The organism is Sphingomonas sp. (genome assembly GCF_031361285.1).
Lineage (GTDB): Bacteria > Pseudomonadota > Alphaproteobacteria > Sphingomonadales > Sphingomonadaceae > Sphingomicrobium.
Genome location: NZ_JANMCO010000135.1, coordinates 1 through 18,065, shown reverse-complemented (window position 1 = coordinate 18,065; position 18,065 = coordinate 1). Strand labels below are relative to the sequence as shown.

The following is an 18,065-nucleotide window of genomic DNA, read 5'->3' as shown; positions in this document are numbered from 1 at the left end:
TTGGGCGATGGCCTGCGCCCGGGCAGCATCGCCGACGCCAATGACGAAGCCCAGTTCGCCGAGCTCTACACGCTCGGCGAGCTGACCAAGGTCGCGTGGGGCCACGACGTCCAGGTGATGATCGAGGGCCCCGGCCACGTGCCGATGCACAAGATCAAGGAGAATATGGACAAACAGCTGGCGGTGTGCGGCGAAGCGCCTTTCTACACATTGGGCCCGCTGACCACCGACATCGCCCCCGGCTACGACCACATCACCAGCGGCATCGGCGCGGCCATGATCGGTTGGTTCGGCACCGCCATGCTGTGCTACGTCACCCCCAAGGAGCATCTCGGCCTGCCCGACCGCGACGACGTCAAGGTCGGGGTGGTGACCTACAAGCTCGCCGCCCACGCCGCGGATTTGGCGAAAGGTCACCCGGCGGCCAAGCTACGCGACGACGCCTTGAGCCGCGCCCGCTTCGACTTTCGCTGGCGCGACCAGTTCAACCTGTCGCTCGACCCCGACACCGCCGAAGATTATCACGACCAGACCCTGCCGGCGGAGGGCGCCAAGACCGCCCACTTCTGCTCCATGTGCGGCCCCAAATTCTGCTCGATGAAGATTTCCGCCGAAGTGCGAGAATTTGCCAAACTCAATCCTCCCCGGAACGGGGAGGGGGACCAGCCGAAGGCTGGTGGAGGGGGCCCAGCGGAAGAAGCCGGAGTCGAAGGACTGGCGCAGACCGGGACGGAGACGACCGAAGGTCAACCCGGCATATCCAGCCCCGACGCCGCGCGAGCGGCGCAAAAGGGGATGGATGAGATGAGCCAGCGCTTCCACGACGAGGGAGGCGAGCTTTATGTCCCTGCTAACTAGGGCGGCAATCTTTGGCGTTGCACTATTACTCGGCACCCAGCTCAGCGCTCGGCCCACCTGCACAAGTGAGATAGGGTCAGCTGCTGCCAAGAAACTGGTTGATCGCTGTCGCAACATCAGCCCGGCGACCCATCCACCCTGCAATGCCGCAAATCCATGCGCGTTGATCCGCGACGAGATTAACCGAAGCGAAGTTTACGCGGCGCAGTCCGACGACATCGCCGCCATCCGCGAATTGCGTGCACAAAATAATCGTGCGCTCGCGGCGCATGACCTCGACGCGACCATGCGGATCGTCGGCGATGATTTCGTGCTGGTCGGCGGCAACAGCGGCATCGACCGCAGCCGCGACGACGACCGCAAGGCCTGGGCCGAGGAATTCGCCCGGCCCGGCCACGACCGCTACGTCCGCACCCCCGGCAAGATTGAAGTCGGCGCGCGCAAAGGCGTCTGGCGGGCGGCGGAGGCGGGCACGTGGGAAGGCATCGACCACCTCCCCGCGGGCGAATCCCGCCCCTTCGGCAGCTATTTCGTCCACTGGTCAAAAGCGACCGGCGAATGGAAGGTGGTGTCGGAAACCTACGTCACGCTGGGGTGCCGTGGGCCGGGGTGTTGAGGTGGGTTAGATGAGCAAACGCTTCCACGACCGGGGTGGTGAGCTGTACGTGCCTGCGCCATGATGTGACTTTGGCTGGAGGGGCCTCATGGGTTGGACGAGTCAGTTATGCGTCTTCGTATTGCTTGCTGCTTGGGCAGGACCCGCCTTGGCCGACGAGTGCGTCGATCCATTTCAAAGAGCCGTACTGTCGCCGGCAAAGACGTTCGCGGTCCAGTTCACGCCCCAAAAGCGCGACTGTTCTGATGATAGCTGCAGTGACGATCCCAAAACCACGGACGAGCTGAATGGAAATCCGAAAGCGCCAACACTGACGCTGTTCAAGGTCGGGCCGGGGAAGAAGCGGGTTCAGAAATGGTCGACGCTGTGATCAATATGAACCGATGGGCATGGCGGTCAGCAACGATGGTCGCCACATCATCCTGGCCGACGATTGGTGCGGCTCCGGGTTGGGCGATGACGTTGTTGAGCTGTTGGGCCCGGACGGTACGAAGCTGCAAGCCTGGTCATTGGCACAGATCCTCCCTGCCGACTTTGCCGGAGCGCTGATCCAGACCAGTGACAATATTCATTGGCGTGGCGCAATCTCGTACGACCCGAGCGCCCATCGATTCAATTTCCAGATCGCCGTCCCGAATGGCAAATATTACGGCGACCAGATGCGTTTTGTGGACTTGCTGTTTGATCCCGCCGCTCAGACCTTCGCACCGCGCGACCAAGCCGCCTGGACTGAAGCCCGAAATATCGGGAAAGCACGAGTGGAGGCGATTTGCTCGGAACGGAAGTGGCGGATGGCACGTGCCGCCGTCCCCCTTTCGGCGCCAATAGAGAGCAATCGAAAGACGTGGATGAATTTCGCCATGGAGCTGGAAAAGCGCGTCGTTTTCCCCAAGGTCGAGGGTTCCGGATGGACGCAGCGACTGTTCCTTTCCGCCAAAAACGACCCCGACTACGAGGATGATCTCAAGGAATTCAGGCGCGTCCTCACCATGACCAGGGCAGTCATCCCAGGAGAGTTCAATCTGGTCTCGCCGGACCTCAACAATGCCCATGCGATCATGAAGGCTTTCTTGTTCGGTGAGAAGAATAGGAATTTGGGAAATGATCGTTTCGTCATTGTTGGCGACAATCCGACCGCTTCAAACGTCGCGAAGACGATCGCGGATTTTGGCGGTTCCCAATGGAGGATCGTAGGCCTGCGTGAGGTGATCCCGCCGGCGGCTAAACAAAAAGATTACGACTGGCAGGGCCAGCGGGCTTGCGACGCGATTGGCGACGGAAAGCAGCAATGAAAGAAATCAAAGGCATTAATTACGGTGTCAGTTGACTAAATGCCCTAAACCCAATCCCTCACCGATAAACCTCCCGCCGGTGGCGACGCGCACGACCAGCACCGTGATCCGCTCGACCTCGATCCGCGCCACCACGCGATAATCGCCGATGCGCCCGCGCCAGTATCCGGCATGTCCCCTGGCCAATGCGCCGCCGATCGCGCCCGAAATTGACTCTCACCGCCAACAGGCCGACCGCACGTGAGCCGGCGGTCCTTGGGGAAGTCTGTCCAGCCGGTCTGTCGCCCCTTCTGCGTTTCTTGAAAGCGGAGGATACAATATGATGAAATTCACGAACTGGTCCCGCGGCGCCGCCGTCGGGACGATGGCCTTGTTGCTGATGGCTGGAACGCCCGTTCGGGCCGCCGATAATCCGCAGGTCGCGGCCGAAATCATGGCCCTGGCGCGTGCCCAATGGGCATCGGAAATCGCCGGGGAGCCGATGGCCCAGCAGAATGCGTCGCTGGCCGACGACTATACCGAGTTCAACGGCGAATTCCCGACCCTGCTGGTCGGCAAGACGATGGCGACCCGCATGGGAGAGGTGACACCCAACGACAAAGCGATGTTCTCCGACATGCAGAACGGGCGCGTCCAGGTGTACGGCGATACCGCGATCCTGACCTACAATTTCGCCGGCCTTCGGCGCGCGGCGGACGGCAAGGTCAATCCGTCGCTCGCCAAGTCTTCGCGGGTCTATGTCAAGCAAGGCGGCAAGTGGATGCTGGTCCACGCCAATTTCGCCCCGGTCGCGGCGGGCCATTAATCGCTGAACGGGGGCTGCGCCACGCCCGGCGCGGCCCCCGTCACATCGCCAGCTTCACCAACGCCTCATCCAACGCCTGCAAAAAACCGCGACCGGTTCGCCTTGGTGAACGGCGGTGGCCCAGTCACCACCTCGATTACGGTGACAGTGCACTCAATCCTGATGACCCAACACCTTGCAACCCCTTGGCTTTAGGCTCAATCGTGCCCGGTAGAAGGGGGGCGGGGCATGCCGGAACTGAAAGCCGATGCCATCGCGCTTGGGCGCGATGAGCGATTGCACGCGATCCTGCGCGACATCTGCGCCACGACCAACATGGGGTTCGCGGCAGTCGCCCGGGTCACCGAAGAGCGCTGGATTGCCTGCCTAGTCGAGGATCGGATCGCGTTCGGGCTCGATCCCGGCGGCGAGCTCAAGATCCACGAGACGATCTGCGAAGAGATCCGCGACAGCGGTGAAGCCGTCGTGATCGACGATGTCAGCGACGACATCAAATGGTCGCGGCACCCGGTCCCGGTCATTTACGGCTTCAAAAGCTATTGCTCGTTCCCGGTCTATCTCGAGGACGGGAGTTTCTTCGGCACGCTGTGCGCCCTCGACCCGGCCCCCCGGCACGTGGCCGACGACGACATCGTCGCAATGTTCACCCGCTACGCGAAGGAAGTGGGCGCGATCCTGTCAGAAGCCAGGCGCGAAGCCCGGTCCCCCGCCTGATCGACACGGCGGAGCGGGGCCAGGCGATTCTTCGTCAGCTTGCTGAGCGGTAGGCCCGATTTCGCTGTCCTATTTGGATTTGGTCCGCTTTACCCTCGGCGGTGACCCTGACCCGACCTTGCTCTTTTATCCCCTGCCCGCCGCCGTCCGCCCCGCGCGCGCCCGTGCGCTCGCGCGCCCACGCGCGATGGGGAGTGACTTTAGCAACCTTCGGGGCCGGCGCTCGTCCACTCGTCGAAACGCGCTGGCCGGACGGCGGTCGCTTGATAAGACCCCGGGAACACACGTCATTCGGTCTGCGAATCGCCGGATCGGGGGAGGGTCGATGTCATTTGTGTTGATGCTGGCCGCCGCCTTCTCGGTTGGCGCCGTCTCGGTTGGCGCCGCCGCACCGGCCACGCCCAGCGAATCCAGCCAGACCATCGTCGTCGAGGGCCTCCGCGACCGCCGGAAGCCCGCCAACGACTATCTCGACAAGGTCATCCCGCCGGTGTTCGACGCCCAGCTTGGCCGTTTTGAAGACCGGCTGTGCCCGTCGGTGATCGGCCTGCCCGACAATTTGAAGGGCGAGGTCATGGCGCGATTGCGGCAGGTCGCGGCGGCCGCCGCCGTGCCGCTGGCGAGCGGCCATTGCACGGCCAATTTGATGCTCATCGTGGTCGACGACAAAAAGGCCATGATCGAGGGGATGCGCCGCGAGAAACAGGCCTATTTCTATGGCATCGGCAACGATCGCGTGAAGCGGCTCGAATCGTCGGCCTCGCCGGTCGCCGCTTGGCAGATCAGCGACGTGATCGGCGCCGACGGCGTGCCGCTGCGGTTCGACGGCGACGGTTTCCCGCGCCTGTTCACGACGTCGTCCCCGTCGCGCCTCACCACCACCACCCGCAGCCGCCTGTTGGCCGCCGTCGTCATCATCGAAACCCGGGGCTTGCGCGACGTCTCCACCCGGCAGCTGGCCGACTTTGCCCTGGTTCGTGGCTTGGCCCCGACTCAATTGAAGGAACGGGTAGCGCCGTCGTCCTCGGTCATGAGCCTGTTCAACCCGGGCGTCCGGCCGCAAGACGCACCGCAAAGCCTGACCTGGTGGGACCTAATGTTCCTCAAAGCCCTGTTCGACGTGCGCGGCGACGTCATCGCCGGCACGCAGCGCACCGAAATCCGCGACCGGATGGTCAAGGAAATGGCCAAGGTGCCGCCCGAACAGCGGTAACGCCGATGGCCATAACGCGGTCGGGTAGCGGGATTTGCCGCAGGAAATGCCCTGACCGCACGCCGCAAAAGCTACCATTTGTTCATTTTCGGGGCGGACAAGGGGGTGAAAGCAGGATCGCCATGACCCAAACCGCCAACATTCAGCCCGACCGCAGGCGCGCCAACCGGGCCGCGCTCAACCTCGCCGCGACGATGCGCGAAGGCAGCCGCGGCAAGGCTAGCGTCCGCTTGATCGACATTTCAACCCACGGCTGCCGCGTCGAATATTCGTCGACCGTCGCCGTCGATGCCTGGGTGTGGCTCAACATCGCCAGCCTCGAATCGCAATATTGCCGTGTCGTCTGGCACTGCCAGGAATTCGTCGGGCTCGAATTCGAAAAGCCGTTAGCGGACGCGGTGCTCGACCGGCTGCTGGAAAACCAGAAGCTGCCGACCCAGAGCCGGGTCAATGAATTGCGCGATATCGCCACGCGGACATTGTGGCTGGCGCGGCAGGCCGACGACGCCAACATCCACCCCCTCGCCGAACTGTCCAAAGCTTGTGCGGTCGATGCGGTGGTCGAAGGCCTGCGGCTCGGCCAGGCCAAAAGCGGTGGCCGGGGCGGGAAGCCAGCGACGCCTTAAGCCGGCGCCCTGATCCGGCGCGTTTACTTTGGCGACGCTCCGCCGAGAATGCGGGCAATGCCGCCCGCGGCTTCGATCTGTGCCGCTAGCGAACCACGCGGCAGCTCATTATCGAACGCCCAGGCCAGGACCGCTTCGAGGCGGGCGATGGTGGCATCATCGCACATGCCGTCAAAGGCGAGTTTCATGACCGGTTGCATCGGTTGCCGCAGCTTGATCTTGAGGCCATGGGCTTCGACGATCTTGAGATATTCCTCGGCATTATCCTCGGCGTCGAGGGCGAAATCATAAGCGGCGCCCAACCCTTCGTAGAGCGCGGCATTGCTGGCCAGCTTGGCCATGCGGGCGTCGTCAGCCTTGGCCCTGGCCGCCGCTAGCTTGGCTTGCAACGATCCGTCCGAGGCCAGCGCGGGCTCCGCCGGCTTTGCCTCCTCCGACGGCGCTGGGGCAGCCGGTGCTTGCGCCATGGGAACGGGCTGGCGGTTTGGCGCGAGCTTGACCGTTTGCGATCCGTAAAAGCCGTCCGGGCTGACGTTGGCGAGGTTCAGTTCCGCAAATCCCGCAGCGGTTTCGAGCGCCGGTTCGGGCTCAGGCTCAGCGGTGGGTTCGGGGTCGAGTTCGGGCGCCACGACGGTCTCGAGTTCGAGTTCGGGCGGGGCCGGCTCGACGCTGTCGGGCGTGACCTCGGCCGCCTGTTCGGCGTCTTCCATGACTGGCTCAACCTCTTCGCTATCAATGGGCGGAATGGCCGTCGCTTCCTCGACGTCATTGGCGACGAAATCCGGCTCCGGTGCTGCGGCGGTGTCCAGCAGTATTTCGGGCGCCGCCTCGACATTGGTCTCGACGATGGCTTCGGCCGCCACGGTGTCAAAAGTGACGAAGGCGTAGACATAGTCGACCCAGGCGCCGGCCGAGCTCAAGGGCAGCAGCGTCACCCAGCAGCGGGTGACCGAATCGGCGGTCAGGAATTGGTCTTCAAAGGCGAGATAATTGCGGGAGATGGCGACAATCGACAGTTTTTTGGCGATGCAGGACAGGATCGAGGGGCTCGGCGCGTCGATGATCCGTTCGACCGTGACGTCCATCTTGAGCGTCTCGCCGAGATGGCGGATTTCCGCGTCTTCACCACCGCCGATCAGTTCGAGCAGCGCGCTGCCTGGCCCGGCATCGGACAATTTGAGCGGATCGAGGTCGTGCAGCGGCGGGAATTCGCGGTCGCCGCGGATCGACAGCCAATAATCGAGGACGCTGGCGTGCCGGCTCCGGTTGGACGGGTCGATGGTCTTCAATGCATTTAACAGACTGTCCGTCGCCGACTGATCGGCGGCGTGCATGTCGGAACCCGGTACGCCCATGGTCAATCTCCGCTCTCTCCGAAAACGGTTCTGCGCCCCGGCCCCTTAGAAAGGGTTAAAACGGCGGAATGTTGGGGGATCTATTTTATCGGGCGGGCGGCCAGGATCCGGTCACCGCCCAGAATCCAACTGCACCAACGCCCCATCCAGCGCCTGCAGGAACCGCGAGCGGTCAGCCTTGGCAAACGGCCGCGGCCCGCCGACAATGTCACCGCCGGCGCGCAAATCGGCCATGATCGCCCGGATCGCGATGGCACCGCCGATCGACCCGGCGGTGAAGGGCTTGCCGTTGTGGCCAAGGACGATTGCCCCGGCCTTGAGGCAGCGGTCGGCCAGCAAGATGTCGCCGGTGATCACCACCGTTTGGGCGTCCGCCTCGTCCGCGATCCAGTCGTCGGCAGCATCAAACGTGTCGGAAACCACGACCCGCTCGACCAAAGGGTGATCGGGCACGCGCATCCGGCTGTTGCTGACGACGCTCACCGGAACCGCGCGCCGGAAGGCGACGCGATAGACTTCATCCTTCACCGGGCAGGCATCGGCATCAATCAGGATTCGGCTCATCGGTGACGGACTAGCACGAAAGCGGCCGCGCCATTGCTGACGCGGCCCGTTGATGGTCAGCAGCTGCAATTCTTGCAAGTGCAGGGATTGCAGCGGCAGCCGCCGGACTTGCAGATACAGGTGGGGCTGGTTGTCTTTGCTTCGGTCATGGTCATTCTCCTGATGTTTCTTATGGGTTTGCCTTGTGGCAAAGACCTCTCTACCGTCTGTACCATGGTACAGAGTCAAGCATCGAATTTCGATGGCGCAAAACAAGCCCATTTGACCATCGCCCGCCTCGGCGCGGCAGCGGGCGTGGGGGTTGAGACGGTGCGTTATTATCAACGCCGCGGCCTGCTCGTGGTGCCGGCGAGCGCCGGCGCAATCCGCCGTTACGATGCCAATGACGTGCGCCGCCTGCGCTTCATCCGCCGCGCCCAAGCGGCCGGATTCACCCTCGACGAAATCAGCGAATTGCTAACGCTCGACCGCACGGAAGACCGCTCCCGCGTCCGCGAACTGGCGACCGAGCGCCTCACGGCGCTCGCCACTCGCATCACCGAGCTGGAGCAATCTCGCGCGGCGCTGGAACGCCTGCGCTTAACCTGCGCTTCCGGCCGCAAAGGCCCCTGTCCCATCCTCGAGGCGTTCGACGGGATCTAGCTTGGCTTGAGCGGGGATCGTTTCCGCGTTCAGGCTCGATAGAGGTACCCGAGGGCCTGCGGGTCAGGCCTGCTTCCCTTATTTGGCGTCAGTGTTTTTTGGGCGGTTCCAGCACCGGGCTGTGCCCGTAGAGGACGTTCTGCCACCGGCCGCCGCGCAATTGGTAAAGCGATGACGCCCACACCGGGCTCGGCACCTTGAACGCGCCACAGCTGGTGTCCTGAGCAGCGCGGTAAATTAACAAGGCGGTGTTCGCATCGAAGCGGCGAAACGAGAATCGGTCGACGGTGTAGCTATTCACTTTGCAAGCGCCACTGGCGATGCCGTCGATCACTTGTTGCTTGCCGGTCACGCCGACGAAGCCATTCAATTCGACGTGATCATTGGACAAGAAGCGATTCCAAAACTTCGCGTCCATGGCCTGCCACGCGACCCAGCTTTGTCGTTCGAGGGCAGTCAGCTGCTGTTCGAGCGCCCGGTCGGAAATGGGCCGGGCATCGGCCGCTCCGCCCAGGCTTGCCAACGCAAGTCCAACTGAAATTCCAAAACGCATCTTCGCCCCCTTTTCGCGCGTGGGTCCGTGTCCCGGCTGGCATGGTTCGACCCACAACGGCTAAGGGGTATCGACCAAGACTGGGGACCTTTCGACCAGTGATACAAGCGACTGCCCAATGAGCGACGCTGCCGAAGGCGGCTGCCTATGCGGCGCCCTGCGTTACCGCGTCTCTGGCGAGGCAATCGCCGCGACTTTGTGCCACTGTAGCGACTGCCGGCGGGCGAGTGGCGGCACCAACGTCGCCTGGGCCGTGTTCGCCAATGATGCGTTCGCGTGGCTGTCCGCCGAGCCCGCCAACTTTAGCTCCTCGCCAGGAATTCAATGGCTGTTCTGCGACGCGTGCGGAAGTTTGGTTGGGTATCGGCGCGCCTCGCGCCCCGAGCACATCGATATTACCACCGGCACGCTCAACGAGCCCGACCGCTTCCCGCCCGGCGTCGAGATCTGGATTGGCGAGAAAATCGGATGGGAGACGCTCCATCCCGGCCTGCCCAAACGCGAACGGAGCAGTCTCAACGAGTGAGATCAGGAGACAAAACAACGCCGCCGCCCGAATTTTCGGACGGCGGCGCGTTTAATTGCAGTCCCCGATTAGTGAGTAAGGGCAGGACTCGGCTTGTCGTTGCCGTGGGCGAAGATGAGGTCACTGGTGGCTTGGTCCACAACGGCAGGCTTCGCATTTGCGGCGTCGGTCGACTGCGCAGTGTCGGTCTCGTCCAGGATGGGTTCGCCGGTGACGGCTTCAACCTCGTCAGCCAGCTTGCGCTCCTGCTGGTCCATGCCATTCGCGCGACGCAGCCTGGTTTTCAGCGAAAGCGACGGATTGTCCTCGGTCGGACCGCGATAGGCGTCCTGCACATTGGGGCCGAAGCGCGCAATGTCGAAAGCTTCCGGCAAATCGGTCTGCGGGGCAATGAACTCCGTTCCCGACGGCGCACTCGCCTCCGCCAGGACGGGCGCGGCGATCGCGGGCTCCATCGGAGCGGGCTCGGGCTCGGCGACCATCGCAAGTTCGGCGTCGGCGGCTGCTTGCGCGTCGGCATTCGCCTGCCATTCGGCATCCTGAGCCTCTTCCGCACGGCGCCTGCGGCGGCTGCGGAATGCAAAAGCACCGCCGCCAAGAATGAGCAGTCCAAGACCACCAAGCTCCGCGGTCGGGAGCACGTCGATGCTGGACGCGGTCGCCGGGGCCTGGGCCACCGGCGCGGTCGCCACCGGCGGGGCAGCAACGGGCGCGATCGGCAATGGTTCAACCGCCGTCATCGGGGCATTGGCAGCGGCAATAACTGCAGTGGGTGCAGCTGCTGTGGCTGTCGAATGCACTGGCGCAGGCCGGCTGCGCGCGGCAGTGGTCTTCGTTGCCGTTGCTTTACGGGCTGTGGTGGCGGTCGTTTTGGTAGCGACCGGCTCGGCGGCCGTCGCGACGGCGGGAGCGAGCGTATCGGTCGCCACCGGCGCCGGGGTAACGTCGACAATGGGCGTGGCCGTTGGATCGGCTGGGACGTCCGCGGTCTGCGCGAAGGCAGAAGCGGACGACAGAGCAATGACGGCGGCGATCGCGGTCATCGCGGGGCGAATTGTTTTTCTGTGGGTCATGTGGTGGTCAACGCAGACCTAAGCATTATGGACGCGTAAAATCGACCAAACGAACGTAATTTGAGTGTAGCCAACACATGAAATATTTCAATTATTTCACGATTTATGGGCAGTTCCCGTCGGTTACGCGCGAATCAGGGCCGGCGCCCAGCTGCCATAGCTCAGGCTGGCCGTCATGACCGGCGCTTCGACCGTGCGCTTATTCGCTTATGGCACCTTGCAGCAAAGCGAGGTGCAGATAGCGAATTACGGCCGGACACTCGCGGGCAGGCCTGACGTGCTTGGTGGTTACCGGCTGGAGCCCTTGACCATCAGCGACCCGAAAATCGTGCGGGTGTCAGGCAAGGCGGTGCACAATATCGCTCGCCACAGCGGCGACCCTGCTGATCGGATTCCGGGAGTCGTGTTCCAGCTGACCGAGGACGAGCTTGCAGCGACCGACCGTTATGAAGTCGACGTCTACGCCCGCGTCGAGGTTATGCTGGATTCAGGAACCCAGGCGTTTGTTTACGTCGGACCGGGACTTTAGGCGCCGAATTAGCTTTTGAAGTTCTCAAGGCCGCGGACCACGCCTTCCTTCGTCGAGGGATTGGATGCGTTCTGCTTCTTGCCCTTGTCGGCTTTCGGCTTGCGGGCTTCCTTGTTCGATTTCTTCTGGCCTTTGGCCATGATCATTCTCCCAGCTCGGGTCGCGCGCACGCGCCCAGGGACAGAGTATAGACATGAAAACGGGCGCCTGTCTTGCGACAGGCGCCCGCCGTCAAAACTGACCAGTAAGATTACTGGGCGTTGGTGGTGGCGGCGCCATTGCGAACCGCATCGGCAGCGTTGTCACCGGCCGCCTTGGTGGCGTCAGCCGCGTTCTCGGCATTCGCCTGCATGTTGTCGGCCATTGCGTCCGCATTCTCGACCATATTGTCGGCTGCCATGTCGGCGTTGGCCTCGATATTGTCGGCGACCTGTTCCTTCGGCGCTTGGTTGCAGCCGGCCAGTGCGGCAAGGCCTACGGCGACGGCAAGAGTGGTAGTGATCTTCATGATATTCCCCTGGTTGCAAAAACAGCCGTCACAAAGCGCACGACAGGTGCGATTGGTTCCGACAGCGCAACAGCAGTTATCGGTTGCGGGCTGCTTCGTCTACCTTGGAGCGCCCGCCTTCGGAACGCTCGTGGACGAGCCGCCGGCCCAAGCGGCCTTGGCGTAAGGGTGGCCGTGAATCCAGGCGGCATTGCTGCCAAGCGTCAACATCGGCTCAAACCCAAACCTGCGCTCGGCGGGAATCGGCGCGCCGCCAAGATCATCAAGAACGTAGAATCGCCGCCCCATGCGGACAAGAAGGACAGTGATCGGCCCGCCGACCTTGTCGCGGCCAATGGTCATGTAAAGGTCGCGCGACGGGACGCCCAAGGTGCGCAGTGCCTGCATTTTGACGATCGCCCGGTTTTCCATGTCACCAGCGCCGTGCTCCAGGGTTTCGGCGGCACTCGCCCAATAATCGTGACGACCCCACTCGGTGGCATCGGACATCCAGTGAATATTACGCGTCACCGCCGCCTGGACATAGGCCATCTGGTCTTCGCGGCTTAGCCCCCATGCAGGCGCAACGAGCTGCTGCATCGAAGGCAAGAACGAAGCGTCGAGGCCAGCCCGGCGCCACCCTGCCGCATAGCGTTCAGCGCGGACCGGCAAGGCGATGGTCCCAAACAGACTGGGTGTCATGGGCGACTGGGCCGTAACGAGAATCGGCGGAGTCACATTGCTCTCTGCTTCCGCGCGCGCCTGGCCGGCGAGCAGGACAATGCAGGCCGCCAGTCCGGCGCCGCCAACGAGCGCCCTGAGCATCCGGAAATGTCGCATTGTTCCCCTTTTCGGCCGAGATGCCAAATCCCCGGGCGAAAGAGGAACATTCGCAGAGACGTTACGGAAGTGCTTGGTAAACCGAAACTTAACCAGCAACGGTGAACCGTTACGGGGCCGGGATGAACGGAGGAAATTCTCTAATTTTCCTTGAGTGCCTTTACCGCGGCGAGGGATTCAGAGACGTGTTTGCTCCAGTCGAGATCCGAATGGACAAAGGCAATCCGGCCGTTGCGACCGATCACATAGCTGGTCCGGTTCGACATCGTGGTCAGTACCCCGACGACCGGCATCGCGACGTCATAGGCCTTGATCGTCGCGCCCGATGCCGTCGCCACCGGAAACGAGTTGCGACATTCCTCGACCGAGAAACGCTGGAGCGTTGGCAAATCATCGGCCGACATGCCGATCACCTGGGCGCCGGCCTTGCGGAAATCACCGCTGGCTTCGCTGAAGGCATGCGCCTCGAGCGTGCAACCTTTGGTGAAGGCCTTGGGGTAGAAATAGAGTACGACCGGCCCCTTACGGAGCTCGCGCGCCAGATGCAGCTTGAACGGCTTGCCGGCGACGGCGCCGGTCGTGACGAAATCGGGCGCCTTGGATCCAACCGGAAGGGCCGCCATCGCGGGGGACGCCACTATGGCTGCCAATACCATAGCGATGAGCTGCTTGTTCATGCGGTAACTCCTTTGCGGCGGTGAATAGCGGCACAGGCAACGCAGCGCTATGCCTTGCTGCGCGACCGTCTTGCGGATGACCGCCAAGCCAACCAAGCTCTAGCGGTCGGAGGCGAGCCAGCCGGTCAGGATGTAAAGCAAGATCATCACCGGGCCGGTTATCAGGGTAGCGATGACCAGGCCGAGGCGGATGACGAGAGCATCGATGCCGATGCAGTCGGCGAGGCCGGCGGCAACGCCCATCACCTTGCCCTGCTCACGGTTGAGAACGAAACGCTGGTTCATTTTATCTCTCAATTCGAAACGGGGGTCAAGCAATCGGCAGCGGGCCGACGGCGGCGCTGACGAACAAAAGCGCGGTAACGAACGCTGCGGCAAGCGAAGCGGCAGTCTCGCGACTGGGTGCAAACATCGTGAACATTGGTATCTCCCTTTTTTGTGTCGAGGACCCTTGAGCGAGCCCACGCCATCAACATTGCAGGAAGCGTGCCAAGTGGAAAAAATACCGCGATTACAGTAGTGAGCGGACTCTTTTGCCGGGCGTATCTAGCCTGAAACGCCGCAACATGGTGAATTTTGCCAACTAGGGCTGGGAGATTTGCCGCCGCCGAAAAGGCGCTTCAGCTCCTCCGGACGGCCGCCGGAGTTGGCTGGGGACGATCGTCCGATGCCGACGCAGGGGCTGCAATCGGCCGGCATTCGGCGACCAGGGTCGGGAAATCGAGGTCGCTATTGTCGATCAGCGCGTCGGGGGCAGCAGCCGAACAGGCGGCCTCCGACGGATAATGCGTCGGGACCGTCGCCACAGGAGCGCAGCCAGTGCCGCCGTCGGCGCAGCCAAGAATGGCAATGATGAAGTAGCCAGGTCCCATAGTCCTGCAAAAACATCTGATTAATTCAACGGTTCCCGACCATTCGTTATAATAATTTGCCCGCTGCCATGGACGTTCCTACCTAGGGCGAATGGCGACCGCAGCGGCAGGCACAGCAAAAGGCAACGGCGGCTATCGCACACTGCTGCGCTTCCTGCCGATGCTGTGGCCCAAGGGCGAGGCCGAATTGAAGGCGCGGGTGATTACCGCGGTGCTGCTGGTGCTGGCGGGCAAAGGGGCGGTGCTGCTGATGCCGTTCGCCTATAAAGCGATCATCGACCGCATGTCGGCCGGCACGGCTGCGTTCGGCGTCGTTGCCGGGCTGGTCGCCGGCTACGCCACGGCGCGCTTCGCCGGCGTGCTGTCCGACAACCTGCGCAACGCCTTGTTCGAAAAAGTCGGGCAGCGCGCCGCGCGCAGACTGGCCGGCGAAGTGTTTCGCCACGTCCACGATTTGTCGCTGCGTTTCCACCTCGAACGGCGCACCGGCAGCCTGACCAAGATCGTCGAGCGCGGCACCAAAAGCATCGACATGATGCTCTATTTCCTGCTGTTCAACATAGCCCCGACGGTTATCGAGCTGGGCGCGATCTGCATCATTTTCTGGATCAAGTTCGGCCCCGGGCTGGTCGCCGCGACCCTGACCATCGTCGCCGTCTATATCGCCTTTACGCGCAAAGTGACCGACTGGCGGGCGCAGGTGCAGCGGCAAATGAACGAGGTCGACAATCGCGCCATCGGTCGCGCGGTCGACTCGCTACTCAATTACGAAACCGTCAAATACTTCGGCGCCGAGGAGCGCGAGGCACGGCGCTACGACGAGGCGATCGGCGCTTATGCCAAGGCCGCGGTCAAGAATGAGGTTTCGCTGGCCTGGCTCAATATCGGCCAGTCGCTGATCACCAATATGATGATGGCCGGCGCCATGGTCTTCACTGTCTGGGGCTGGAGCCAGGGTCGGTTCACGCCCGGCGATGTCGTGCTGGTCAATTCGCTGTTGATGCAGCTGTTCCGGCCGCTCGACATGCTCGGCTGGGTGTACCGCTCGATCCGCCAGGGATTGATCGACATGGAAGCGATGTTCGACCTGTTGGACACGCCCGCCGAGGTCACCGATGCGCCCGGCGCTGCCCCGCTGGTCGTATCCAAGGGTCATGTCCGGTTCGAGGACGTCCAGTTCGGCTACGACCCCGAGCGCGAGATTTTGAAGGGTCTCGACATTGACGTTCCACCCGGGACGACGGTCGCGGTGGTTGGACCATCCGGCGCGGGCAAGTCGACTCTCGCGCGCTTACTCTACCGCTTCTACGACCCGACCGCCGGGCGCATCACTATTGACGGCCAGGACATCGCCGACGTGCAGCAGGCCAGCCTGCGCGGCGCGATTGGCATCGTTCCGCAGGACACGGTGCTGTTCAACGACACCATCGGTTATAACATCGGCTATGGCCGCGACGGCGCCGGCCAGCCGGAGATCGAAGGTGCGGCGCGCGGCGCGGCGATCGATCATTTCATTGCCGCTTTGCCCGATGGCTATGGCGCGATGGTCGGCGAGCGCGGCCTCAAGCTTTCGGGCGGCGAGAAACAGCGCGTAGCGATCGCCCGCACCTTGCTCAAAAATCCGCCGGTCCTGGTTCTCGATGAAGCGACCAGCGCATTGGACAGCCGGACCGAGCAAGCGATTCAGGACACGCTCGATCGGGTGTCGCGCAATCGCACAACGATCGTCATCGCCCATCGATTGTCGACGGTGATCGGCGCCGACCAGATCATCGTGCTCGACAACGGCCGGGTCGCCGAGCGCGGCACGCACAACGAATTGCTCGAAGCCGAAGGGCTATACGCCGAGCTGTGGTGCCGCCAGGCGGCCGAGCGAGAAGAAGAAACCGCCGAGGCTGCGGAGTGAAGCACGACCCATTGCCGCTGTTGAAAAGCGTGTTCGGGTTCGATGCTTTCCGTGGCGTCCAGGAACAGGTCGTGTCGCGAGTGATCGCCGGCGAGGACACGCTGGCGGTGATGCCGACCGGTTCGGGAAAGTCCCTGTGCTACCAGCTTGGCGCGCTGGTCCGCGACGGCACCGCGCTGGTCATATCGCCGCTGATCGCGCTGATGCACGACCAGATCCGCTCGGCCGGACAGCTCGGCATTCGCGCCGCTTCGCTGACTTCGGCAGACAGCGACCGCGATGCGACCGTCGAGAAATTTCGTGCCGGTGAACTGGACCTGCTTTATGTGGCCCCGGAGCGGGCGACGACCGAGAGTTTCCGTCGGCTGATCGAGCAGGTCCCGCTGGCGCTAATTGCGATCGACGAAGCGCATTGCGTCAGTGAATGGGGTCACGATTTCCGGCCGGATTATCGCCTGCTGAGACCACTGCTCGACGCTCATGCTGGCGTGCCGCGCCTGGCGCTGACCGCCACCGCTGACGCCCGCACCCGCGCCGACATCCTCACCCAGCTTGGCATCCCCGAAGCTGGCTTGATTCTTGCCGGGTTCGACCGGCCCAACATCCGCTATCATGTCCGCCCGCGCGACGGCATCGGCGCCCAGCTTAAGCAGCTGCTCATCGATCAGCCGGGACCTGGCATCGTTTATGCCCAAAGCCGCGACAAAGCCGAGCGGCTGGCCGAGCAATTGGCGGCGACTGGCCGGCCCGCGCTGCCCTATCATGCTGGGCTCGAGGCGCCGGTCCGCGCCCGCAATCAGGCTGCCTTCGTCCGCTCCGAAGAGATGGTAATGGTCGCCACCGTCGCCTTTGGCATGGGCATCGACAAGCCCGACGTGCGCTTCGTCGCCCATGCCGGCATCCCCAAATCGATCGAGGCTTTTTACCAGGAAACCGGCCGCGCCGGTCGCGACGGCGATCTGGCCGAGGCATGGCTGTTCTGGGGCGCCGAAGACTTCGCCCGAGCCCGGCAGCGAATTGAAACCGAAGTCGAGCCTGACCGCCGCCCGGCCGAGCGCGAACGGTTGAATGCGCTCGCCGGTCTGGTCGAGACGGCGAGTTGCCGACGCGCCATCTTGCTGCGGCACTTCGGCGACTCGGCGCCCGACCACTGCGGCAATTGCGACAATTGCCTCGACCCGCCGCAAACCATCGATGCGACCGAAGTCGCGCGCAAATTGCTGTCCGCAGCCTTCCGCACCGAAATGCGGTTCGGCGTTGCGCATCTGGCCGAAGTGCTCGCCGGCAACGGCAGCGAGAAAGTGCGTGGTTTTGGCCATCACAAGCTGTCGGTATTCGGCATTGCCAGCGCCGAAGAAATTGCGCTCATTCGGCCGGTCGCACAGGCGCTGATTGCTCGTGATGCCCTGCGCGCCGATGCTTATGGCGGATTGTCGTTCGGCCCCAACGCCAAGGCGATCCTCAAAGGCGAGGAAGCGCTGGTGATCGCCGTCCCGCCGCCTCGGAAGCGTCGATCGCGCCGAACCCGCGACGAAGGTCCGTCAGATCCAATGTTCGAGGCTTTGCGTGAGGCCCGGCGGACGCTGGCGGCGGCGGCCCGGGTCCCGCCTTATGTCGTATTTCACGATTCGACGTTGCGCGATATTGCCGCCATCCGACCGACCACGCTGCGGGAACTCGCCGGGGTCAATGGTGTTGGAGAAGCCAAGCTAGCCCGGTATGGCGACGCGATGCTCGCGGCCGTCGCGGCCCACGAGAATTTGCACGAGGAGGCCACCGATGCTGCGCGTGCTTGACGACAAAACGTTGGTCAGCGGGCAAATCATGCCCGCTGACGTCGCGGAGTTTCAGCGTCAGGGCGTGACGATGATTGTTAATAATCGCCCCGATTTCGAAGACGAGGACCAGCCGCTCAGC

General features: G+C 63.2%; 25 protein-coding genes. 14 read left to right on the top strand and 11 right to left on the bottom strand.

Features of this window, described 5'->3' with window-relative positions; all coding sequences use genetic code 11:
* The 4 genes from RMO25_RS11725 to RMO25_RS11710 form a co-directional block, all read left to right on the top strand.
* The coding region (locus RMO25_RS11725) for a phosphomethylpyrimidine synthase ThiC (protein ID WP_309662786.1) at positions 1-858 on the top strand (858 nt) is incomplete at its 5' end.
* Between the two features lie 163 nt (positions 859-1,021).
* Complete coding sequence (locus RMO25_RS11720) at positions 1,022-1,474, top strand: nuclear transport factor 2 family protein (RefSeq protein WP_309662785.1); 453 nt, start codon at positions 1,022-1,024, stop codon at positions 1,472-1,474.
* A 148-nt stretch (positions 1,475-1,622) separates the two neighbouring features.
* On the top strand, positions 1,623-1,844 hold the full coding sequence (locus tag RMO25_RS11715; protein WP_309662784.1) for a hypothetical protein: 222 nt from the start codon (positions 1,623-1,625) through the stop codon (positions 1,842-1,844).
* Positions 1,845-1,863: 19 nt separating this feature from the next.
* Positions 1,864-2,766 carry a hypothetical protein gene (locus RMO25_RS11710; protein ID WP_309662783.1) on the top strand — a complete coding sequence of 301 codons (903 nt, stop codon included), beginning with the start codon at positions 1,864-1,866 and terminating at the stop codon, positions 2,764-2,766.
* Positions 2,767-2,793: 27 nt separating this feature from the next.
* Here RMO25_RS11710 and RMO25_RS11705 read toward each other — a convergent pair whose 3' ends face one another.
* Positions 2,794-2,952 carry a type II toxin-antitoxin system RelE/ParE family toxin gene (locus RMO25_RS11705; protein WP_309662782.1) on the bottom strand — a complete coding sequence of 53 codons (159 nt, stop codon included), beginning with the start codon at positions 2,950-2,952 and terminating at the stop codon, positions 2,794-2,796.
* Positions 2,953-3,085: 133 nt separating this feature from the next.
* Between RMO25_RS11705 and RMO25_RS11700 the strand changes: the two genes are divergently transcribed.
* The 4 genes from RMO25_RS11700 (at position 3,086) to RMO25_RS11685 (ending at position 6,124) form a co-directional block, all read left to right on the top strand.
* Positions 3,086-3,571 (top strand): nuclear transport factor 2 family protein, encoded by a 486-nt coding sequence (locus tag RMO25_RS11700; protein WP_309662781.1) that lies wholly within the window; start codon positions 3,086-3,088, stop codon positions 3,569-3,571.
* A gap of 228 nt (positions 3,572-3,799) precedes the next feature.
* Positions 3,800-4,285, top strand: coding sequence for a GAF domain-containing protein (locus tag RMO25_RS11695; protein ID WP_309662780.1), 486 nt, complete (start codon positions 3,800-3,802; stop codon positions 4,283-4,285).
* A 325-nt stretch (positions 4,286-4,610) separates the two neighbouring features.
* Positions 4,611-5,498 (top strand): hypothetical protein, encoded by an 888-nt coding sequence (locus RMO25_RS11690; protein ID WP_309662779.1) that lies wholly within the window; start codon positions 4,611-4,613, stop codon positions 5,496-5,498.
* Between the two features lie 122 nt (positions 5,499-5,620).
* On the top strand, positions 5,621-6,124 hold the full coding sequence (locus RMO25_RS11685) for a PilZ domain-containing protein (RefSeq protein WP_309662778.1): 504 nt from the start codon (positions 5,621-5,623) through the stop codon (positions 6,122-6,124).
* A 23-nt stretch (positions 6,125-6,147) separates the two neighbouring features.
* Here the strand turns inward: RMO25_RS11685 and RMO25_RS11680 are convergent, their stop codons facing one another.
* Positions 6,148-7,479, bottom strand: coding sequence for a hypothetical protein (locus tag RMO25_RS11680; protein ID WP_309662777.1), 1,332 nt, complete (start codon positions 7,477-7,479; stop codon positions 6,148-6,150).
* A gap of 111 nt (positions 7,480-7,590) precedes the next feature.
* Entirely contained in the window at positions 7,591-8,043 is a 453-nt protein-coding gene (locus RMO25_RS11675) for a YaiI/YqxD family protein (protein ID WP_309662776.1), read from the bottom strand.
* Between the two features lie 213 nt (positions 8,044-8,256).
* On the opposite strand from RMO25_RS11675, the gene RMO25_RS11670 reads away from it, so the two are divergent.
* Positions 8,257-8,685 (top strand): MerR family transcriptional regulator, encoded by a 429-nt coding sequence (locus tag RMO25_RS11670; protein ID WP_309662787.1) that lies wholly within the window; start codon positions 8,257-8,259, stop codon positions 8,683-8,685.
* Positions 8,686-8,773: 88 nt separating this feature from the next.
* Here the strand turns inward: RMO25_RS11670 and RMO25_RS11665 are convergent, their stop codons facing one another.
* Positions 8,774-9,208 (bottom strand): nuclear transport factor 2 family protein, encoded by a 435-nt coding sequence (locus RMO25_RS11665; RefSeq protein ID WP_309662775.1) that lies wholly within the window; start codon positions 9,206-9,208, stop codon positions 8,774-8,776.
* Positions 9,209-9,356: 148 nt separating this feature from the next.
* Between RMO25_RS11665 and RMO25_RS11660 the strand changes: the two genes are divergently transcribed.
* Complete coding sequence (locus RMO25_RS11660) at positions 9,357-9,764, top strand: GFA family protein (RefSeq protein ID WP_309662774.1); 408 nt, start codon at positions 9,357-9,359, stop codon at positions 9,762-9,764.
* 68 nt (positions 9,765-9,832) lie between these two features.
* On the opposite strand, the gene RMO25_RS11655 is transcribed toward RMO25_RS11660, so the two are convergent.
* Positions 9,833-10,807, bottom strand: a complete 975-nt coding sequence (locus RMO25_RS11655; protein ID WP_309662773.1) for a hypothetical protein — start codon at positions 10,805-10,807, stop codon at positions 9,833-9,835.
* 205 nt (positions 10,808-11,012) lie between these two features.
* Here RMO25_RS11655 and RMO25_RS11650 point away from each other — a divergent pair, with 205 nt between their 5' ends.
* The gene (locus tag RMO25_RS11650) at positions 11,013-11,366 is read left to right on the top strand and encodes a gamma-glutamylcyclotransferase family protein (RefSeq protein ID WP_309662772.1); all 354 of its coding nucleotides are present in this window, start codon (positions 11,013-11,015) and stop codon (positions 11,364-11,366) included.
* 8 nt (positions 11,367-11,374) lie between these two features.
* Here the strand turns inward: RMO25_RS11650 and RMO25_RS11645 are convergent, their stop codons facing one another.
* The 6 genes from RMO25_RS11645 to RMO25_RS11620 all read right to left on the bottom strand — a co-directional run bounded on the left by RMO25_RS11645 (position 11,375) and on the right by RMO25_RS11620 (position 14,242).
* On the bottom strand, positions 11,375-11,506 hold the full coding sequence (locus tag RMO25_RS11645) for a hypothetical protein (protein ID WP_309662771.1): 132 nt from the start codon (positions 11,504-11,506) through the stop codon (positions 11,375-11,377).
* A gap of 110 nt (positions 11,507-11,616) precedes the next feature.
* Positions 11,617-11,874 (bottom strand): hypothetical protein, encoded by a 258-nt coding sequence (locus RMO25_RS11640; RefSeq protein WP_309662770.1) that lies wholly within the window; start codon positions 11,872-11,874, stop codon positions 11,617-11,619.
* Between the two features lie 99 nt (positions 11,875-11,973).
* A complete protein-coding gene (locus RMO25_RS11635; RefSeq protein WP_309662769.1) occupies positions 11,974-12,693 on the bottom strand; it encodes a transglutaminase-like cysteine peptidase in 720 nt (239 codons plus the stop codon).
* 140 nt (positions 12,694-12,833) lie between these two features.
* The gene (locus RMO25_RS11630; protein WP_309662768.1) at positions 12,834-13,370 is read right to left on the bottom strand and encodes a peroxiredoxin; all 537 of its coding nucleotides are present in this window, start codon (positions 13,368-13,370) and stop codon (positions 12,834-12,836) included.
* 99 nt (positions 13,371-13,469) lie between these two features.
* Entirely contained in the window at positions 13,470-13,655 is a 186-nt protein-coding gene (locus tag RMO25_RS11625) for a PspC domain-containing protein (RefSeq protein WP_309662767.1), read from the bottom strand.
* 335 nt (positions 13,656-13,990) lie between these two features.
* Positions 13,991-14,242 carry a hypothetical protein gene (locus RMO25_RS11620; protein ID WP_309662766.1) on the bottom strand — a complete coding sequence of 84 codons (252 nt, stop codon included), beginning with the start codon at positions 14,240-14,242 and terminating at the stop codon, positions 13,991-13,993.
* Between the two features lie 91 nt (positions 14,243-14,333).
* On the opposite strand from RMO25_RS11620, the gene RMO25_RS11615 reads away from it, so the two are divergent.
* The 3 genes from RMO25_RS11615 to RMO25_RS11605 form a co-directional block, all read left to right on the top strand.
* Positions 14,334-16,148, top strand: a complete 1,815-nt coding sequence (locus tag RMO25_RS11615) for an ABC transporter ATP-binding protein/permease (protein WP_309662765.1) — start codon at positions 14,334-14,336, stop codon at positions 16,146-16,148.
* The gene (recQ, locus tag RMO25_RS11610; protein WP_309662764.1) at positions 16,145-17,944 is read left to right on the top strand and encodes a DNA helicase RecQ; all 1,800 of its coding nucleotides are present in this window, start codon (positions 16,145-16,147) and stop codon (positions 17,942-17,944) included. The genes RMO25_RS11615 and recQ overlap by 4 nt, the downstream gene beginning before the upstream one ends.
* A partial coding sequence (locus RMO25_RS11605; protein WP_309662763.1) for a beta-lactamase hydrolase domain-containing protein occupies positions 17,868-18,065 on the top strand: 198 nt, incomplete at its 3' end. The genes recQ and RMO25_RS11605, both read left to right, overlap by 77 nt.

Excerpts from the sequence above, each read along its gene's own strand:
- RMO25_RS11710 (WP_309662783.1), top strand. The coding sequence starts at position 1,864 with ATGGCGGTCAGCAACGATGGTCGCCACATCATCCTGGCCGACGATTGG.
- RMO25_RS11700 (WP_309662781.1), top strand. The coding sequence starts at position 3,086 with ATGATGAAATTCACGAACTGGTCCCGCGGCGCCGCCGTCGGGACGATG.
- RMO25_RS11695 (WP_309662780.1), top strand. The coding sequence starts at position 3,800 with ATGCCGGAACTGAAAGCCGATGCCATCGCGCTTGGGCGCGATGAGCGA.
- RMO25_RS11690 (WP_309662779.1), top strand. The coding sequence starts at position 4,611 with ATGTCATTTGTGTTGATGCTGGCCGCCGCCTTCTCGGTTGGCGCCGTC.
- RMO25_RS11685 (WP_309662778.1), top strand. The coding sequence starts at position 5,621 with ATGACCCAAACCGCCAACATTCAGCCCGACCGCAGGCGCGCCAACCGG.
- RMO25_RS11680 (WP_309662777.1), bottom strand. The coding sequence starts at position 7,479 with ATGGGCGTACCGGGTTCCGACATGCACGCCGCCGATCAGTCGGCGACG.
- RMO25_RS11675 (WP_309662776.1), bottom strand. The coding sequence starts at position 8,043 with ATGAGCCGAATCCTGATTGATGCCGATGCCTGCCCGGTGAAGGATGAA.
- RMO25_RS11670 (WP_309662787.1), top strand. The coding sequence starts at position 8,257 with ATGGTACAGAGTCAAGCATCGAATTTCGATGGCGCAAAACAAGCCCAT.
- RMO25_RS11660 (WP_309662774.1), top strand. The coding sequence starts at position 9,357 with ATGAGCGACGCTGCCGAAGGCGGCTGCCTATGCGGCGCCCTGCGTTAC.
- RMO25_RS11655 (WP_309662773.1), bottom strand. The coding sequence starts at position 10,807 with ATGACCGCGATCGCCGCCGTCATTGCTCTGTCGTCCGCTTCTGCCTTC.
- RMO25_RS11650 (WP_309662772.1), top strand. The coding sequence starts at position 11,013 with ATGACCGGCGCTTCGACCGTGCGCTTATTCGCTTATGGCACCTTGCAG.
- RMO25_RS11645 (WP_309662771.1), bottom strand. The coding sequence starts at position 11,506 with ATGGCCAAAGGCCAGAAGAAATCGAACAAGGAAGCCCGCAAGCCGAAA.
- RMO25_RS11640 (WP_309662770.1), bottom strand. The coding sequence starts at position 11,874 with ATGAAGATCACTACCACTCTTGCCGTCGCCGTAGGCCTTGCCGCACTG.
- RMO25_RS11635 (WP_309662769.1), bottom strand. The coding sequence starts at position 12,693 with ATGCGACATTTCCGGATGCTCAGGGCGCTCGTTGGCGGCGCCGGACTG.
- RMO25_RS11630 (WP_309662768.1), bottom strand. The coding sequence starts at position 13,370 with ATGAACAAGCAGCTCATCGCTATGGTATTGGCAGCCATAGTGGCGTCC.
- RMO25_RS11625 (WP_309662767.1), bottom strand. The coding sequence starts at position 13,655 with ATGAACCAGCGTTTCGTTCTCAACCGTGAGCAGGGCAAGGTGATGGGC.
- RMO25_RS11620 (WP_309662766.1), bottom strand. The coding sequence starts at position 14,242 with ATGGGACCTGGCTACTTCATCATTGCCATTCTTGGCTGCGCCGACGGC.
- RMO25_RS11615 (WP_309662765.1), top strand. The coding sequence starts at position 14,334 with ATGGCGACCGCAGCGGCAGGCACAGCAAAAGGCAACGGCGGCTATCGC.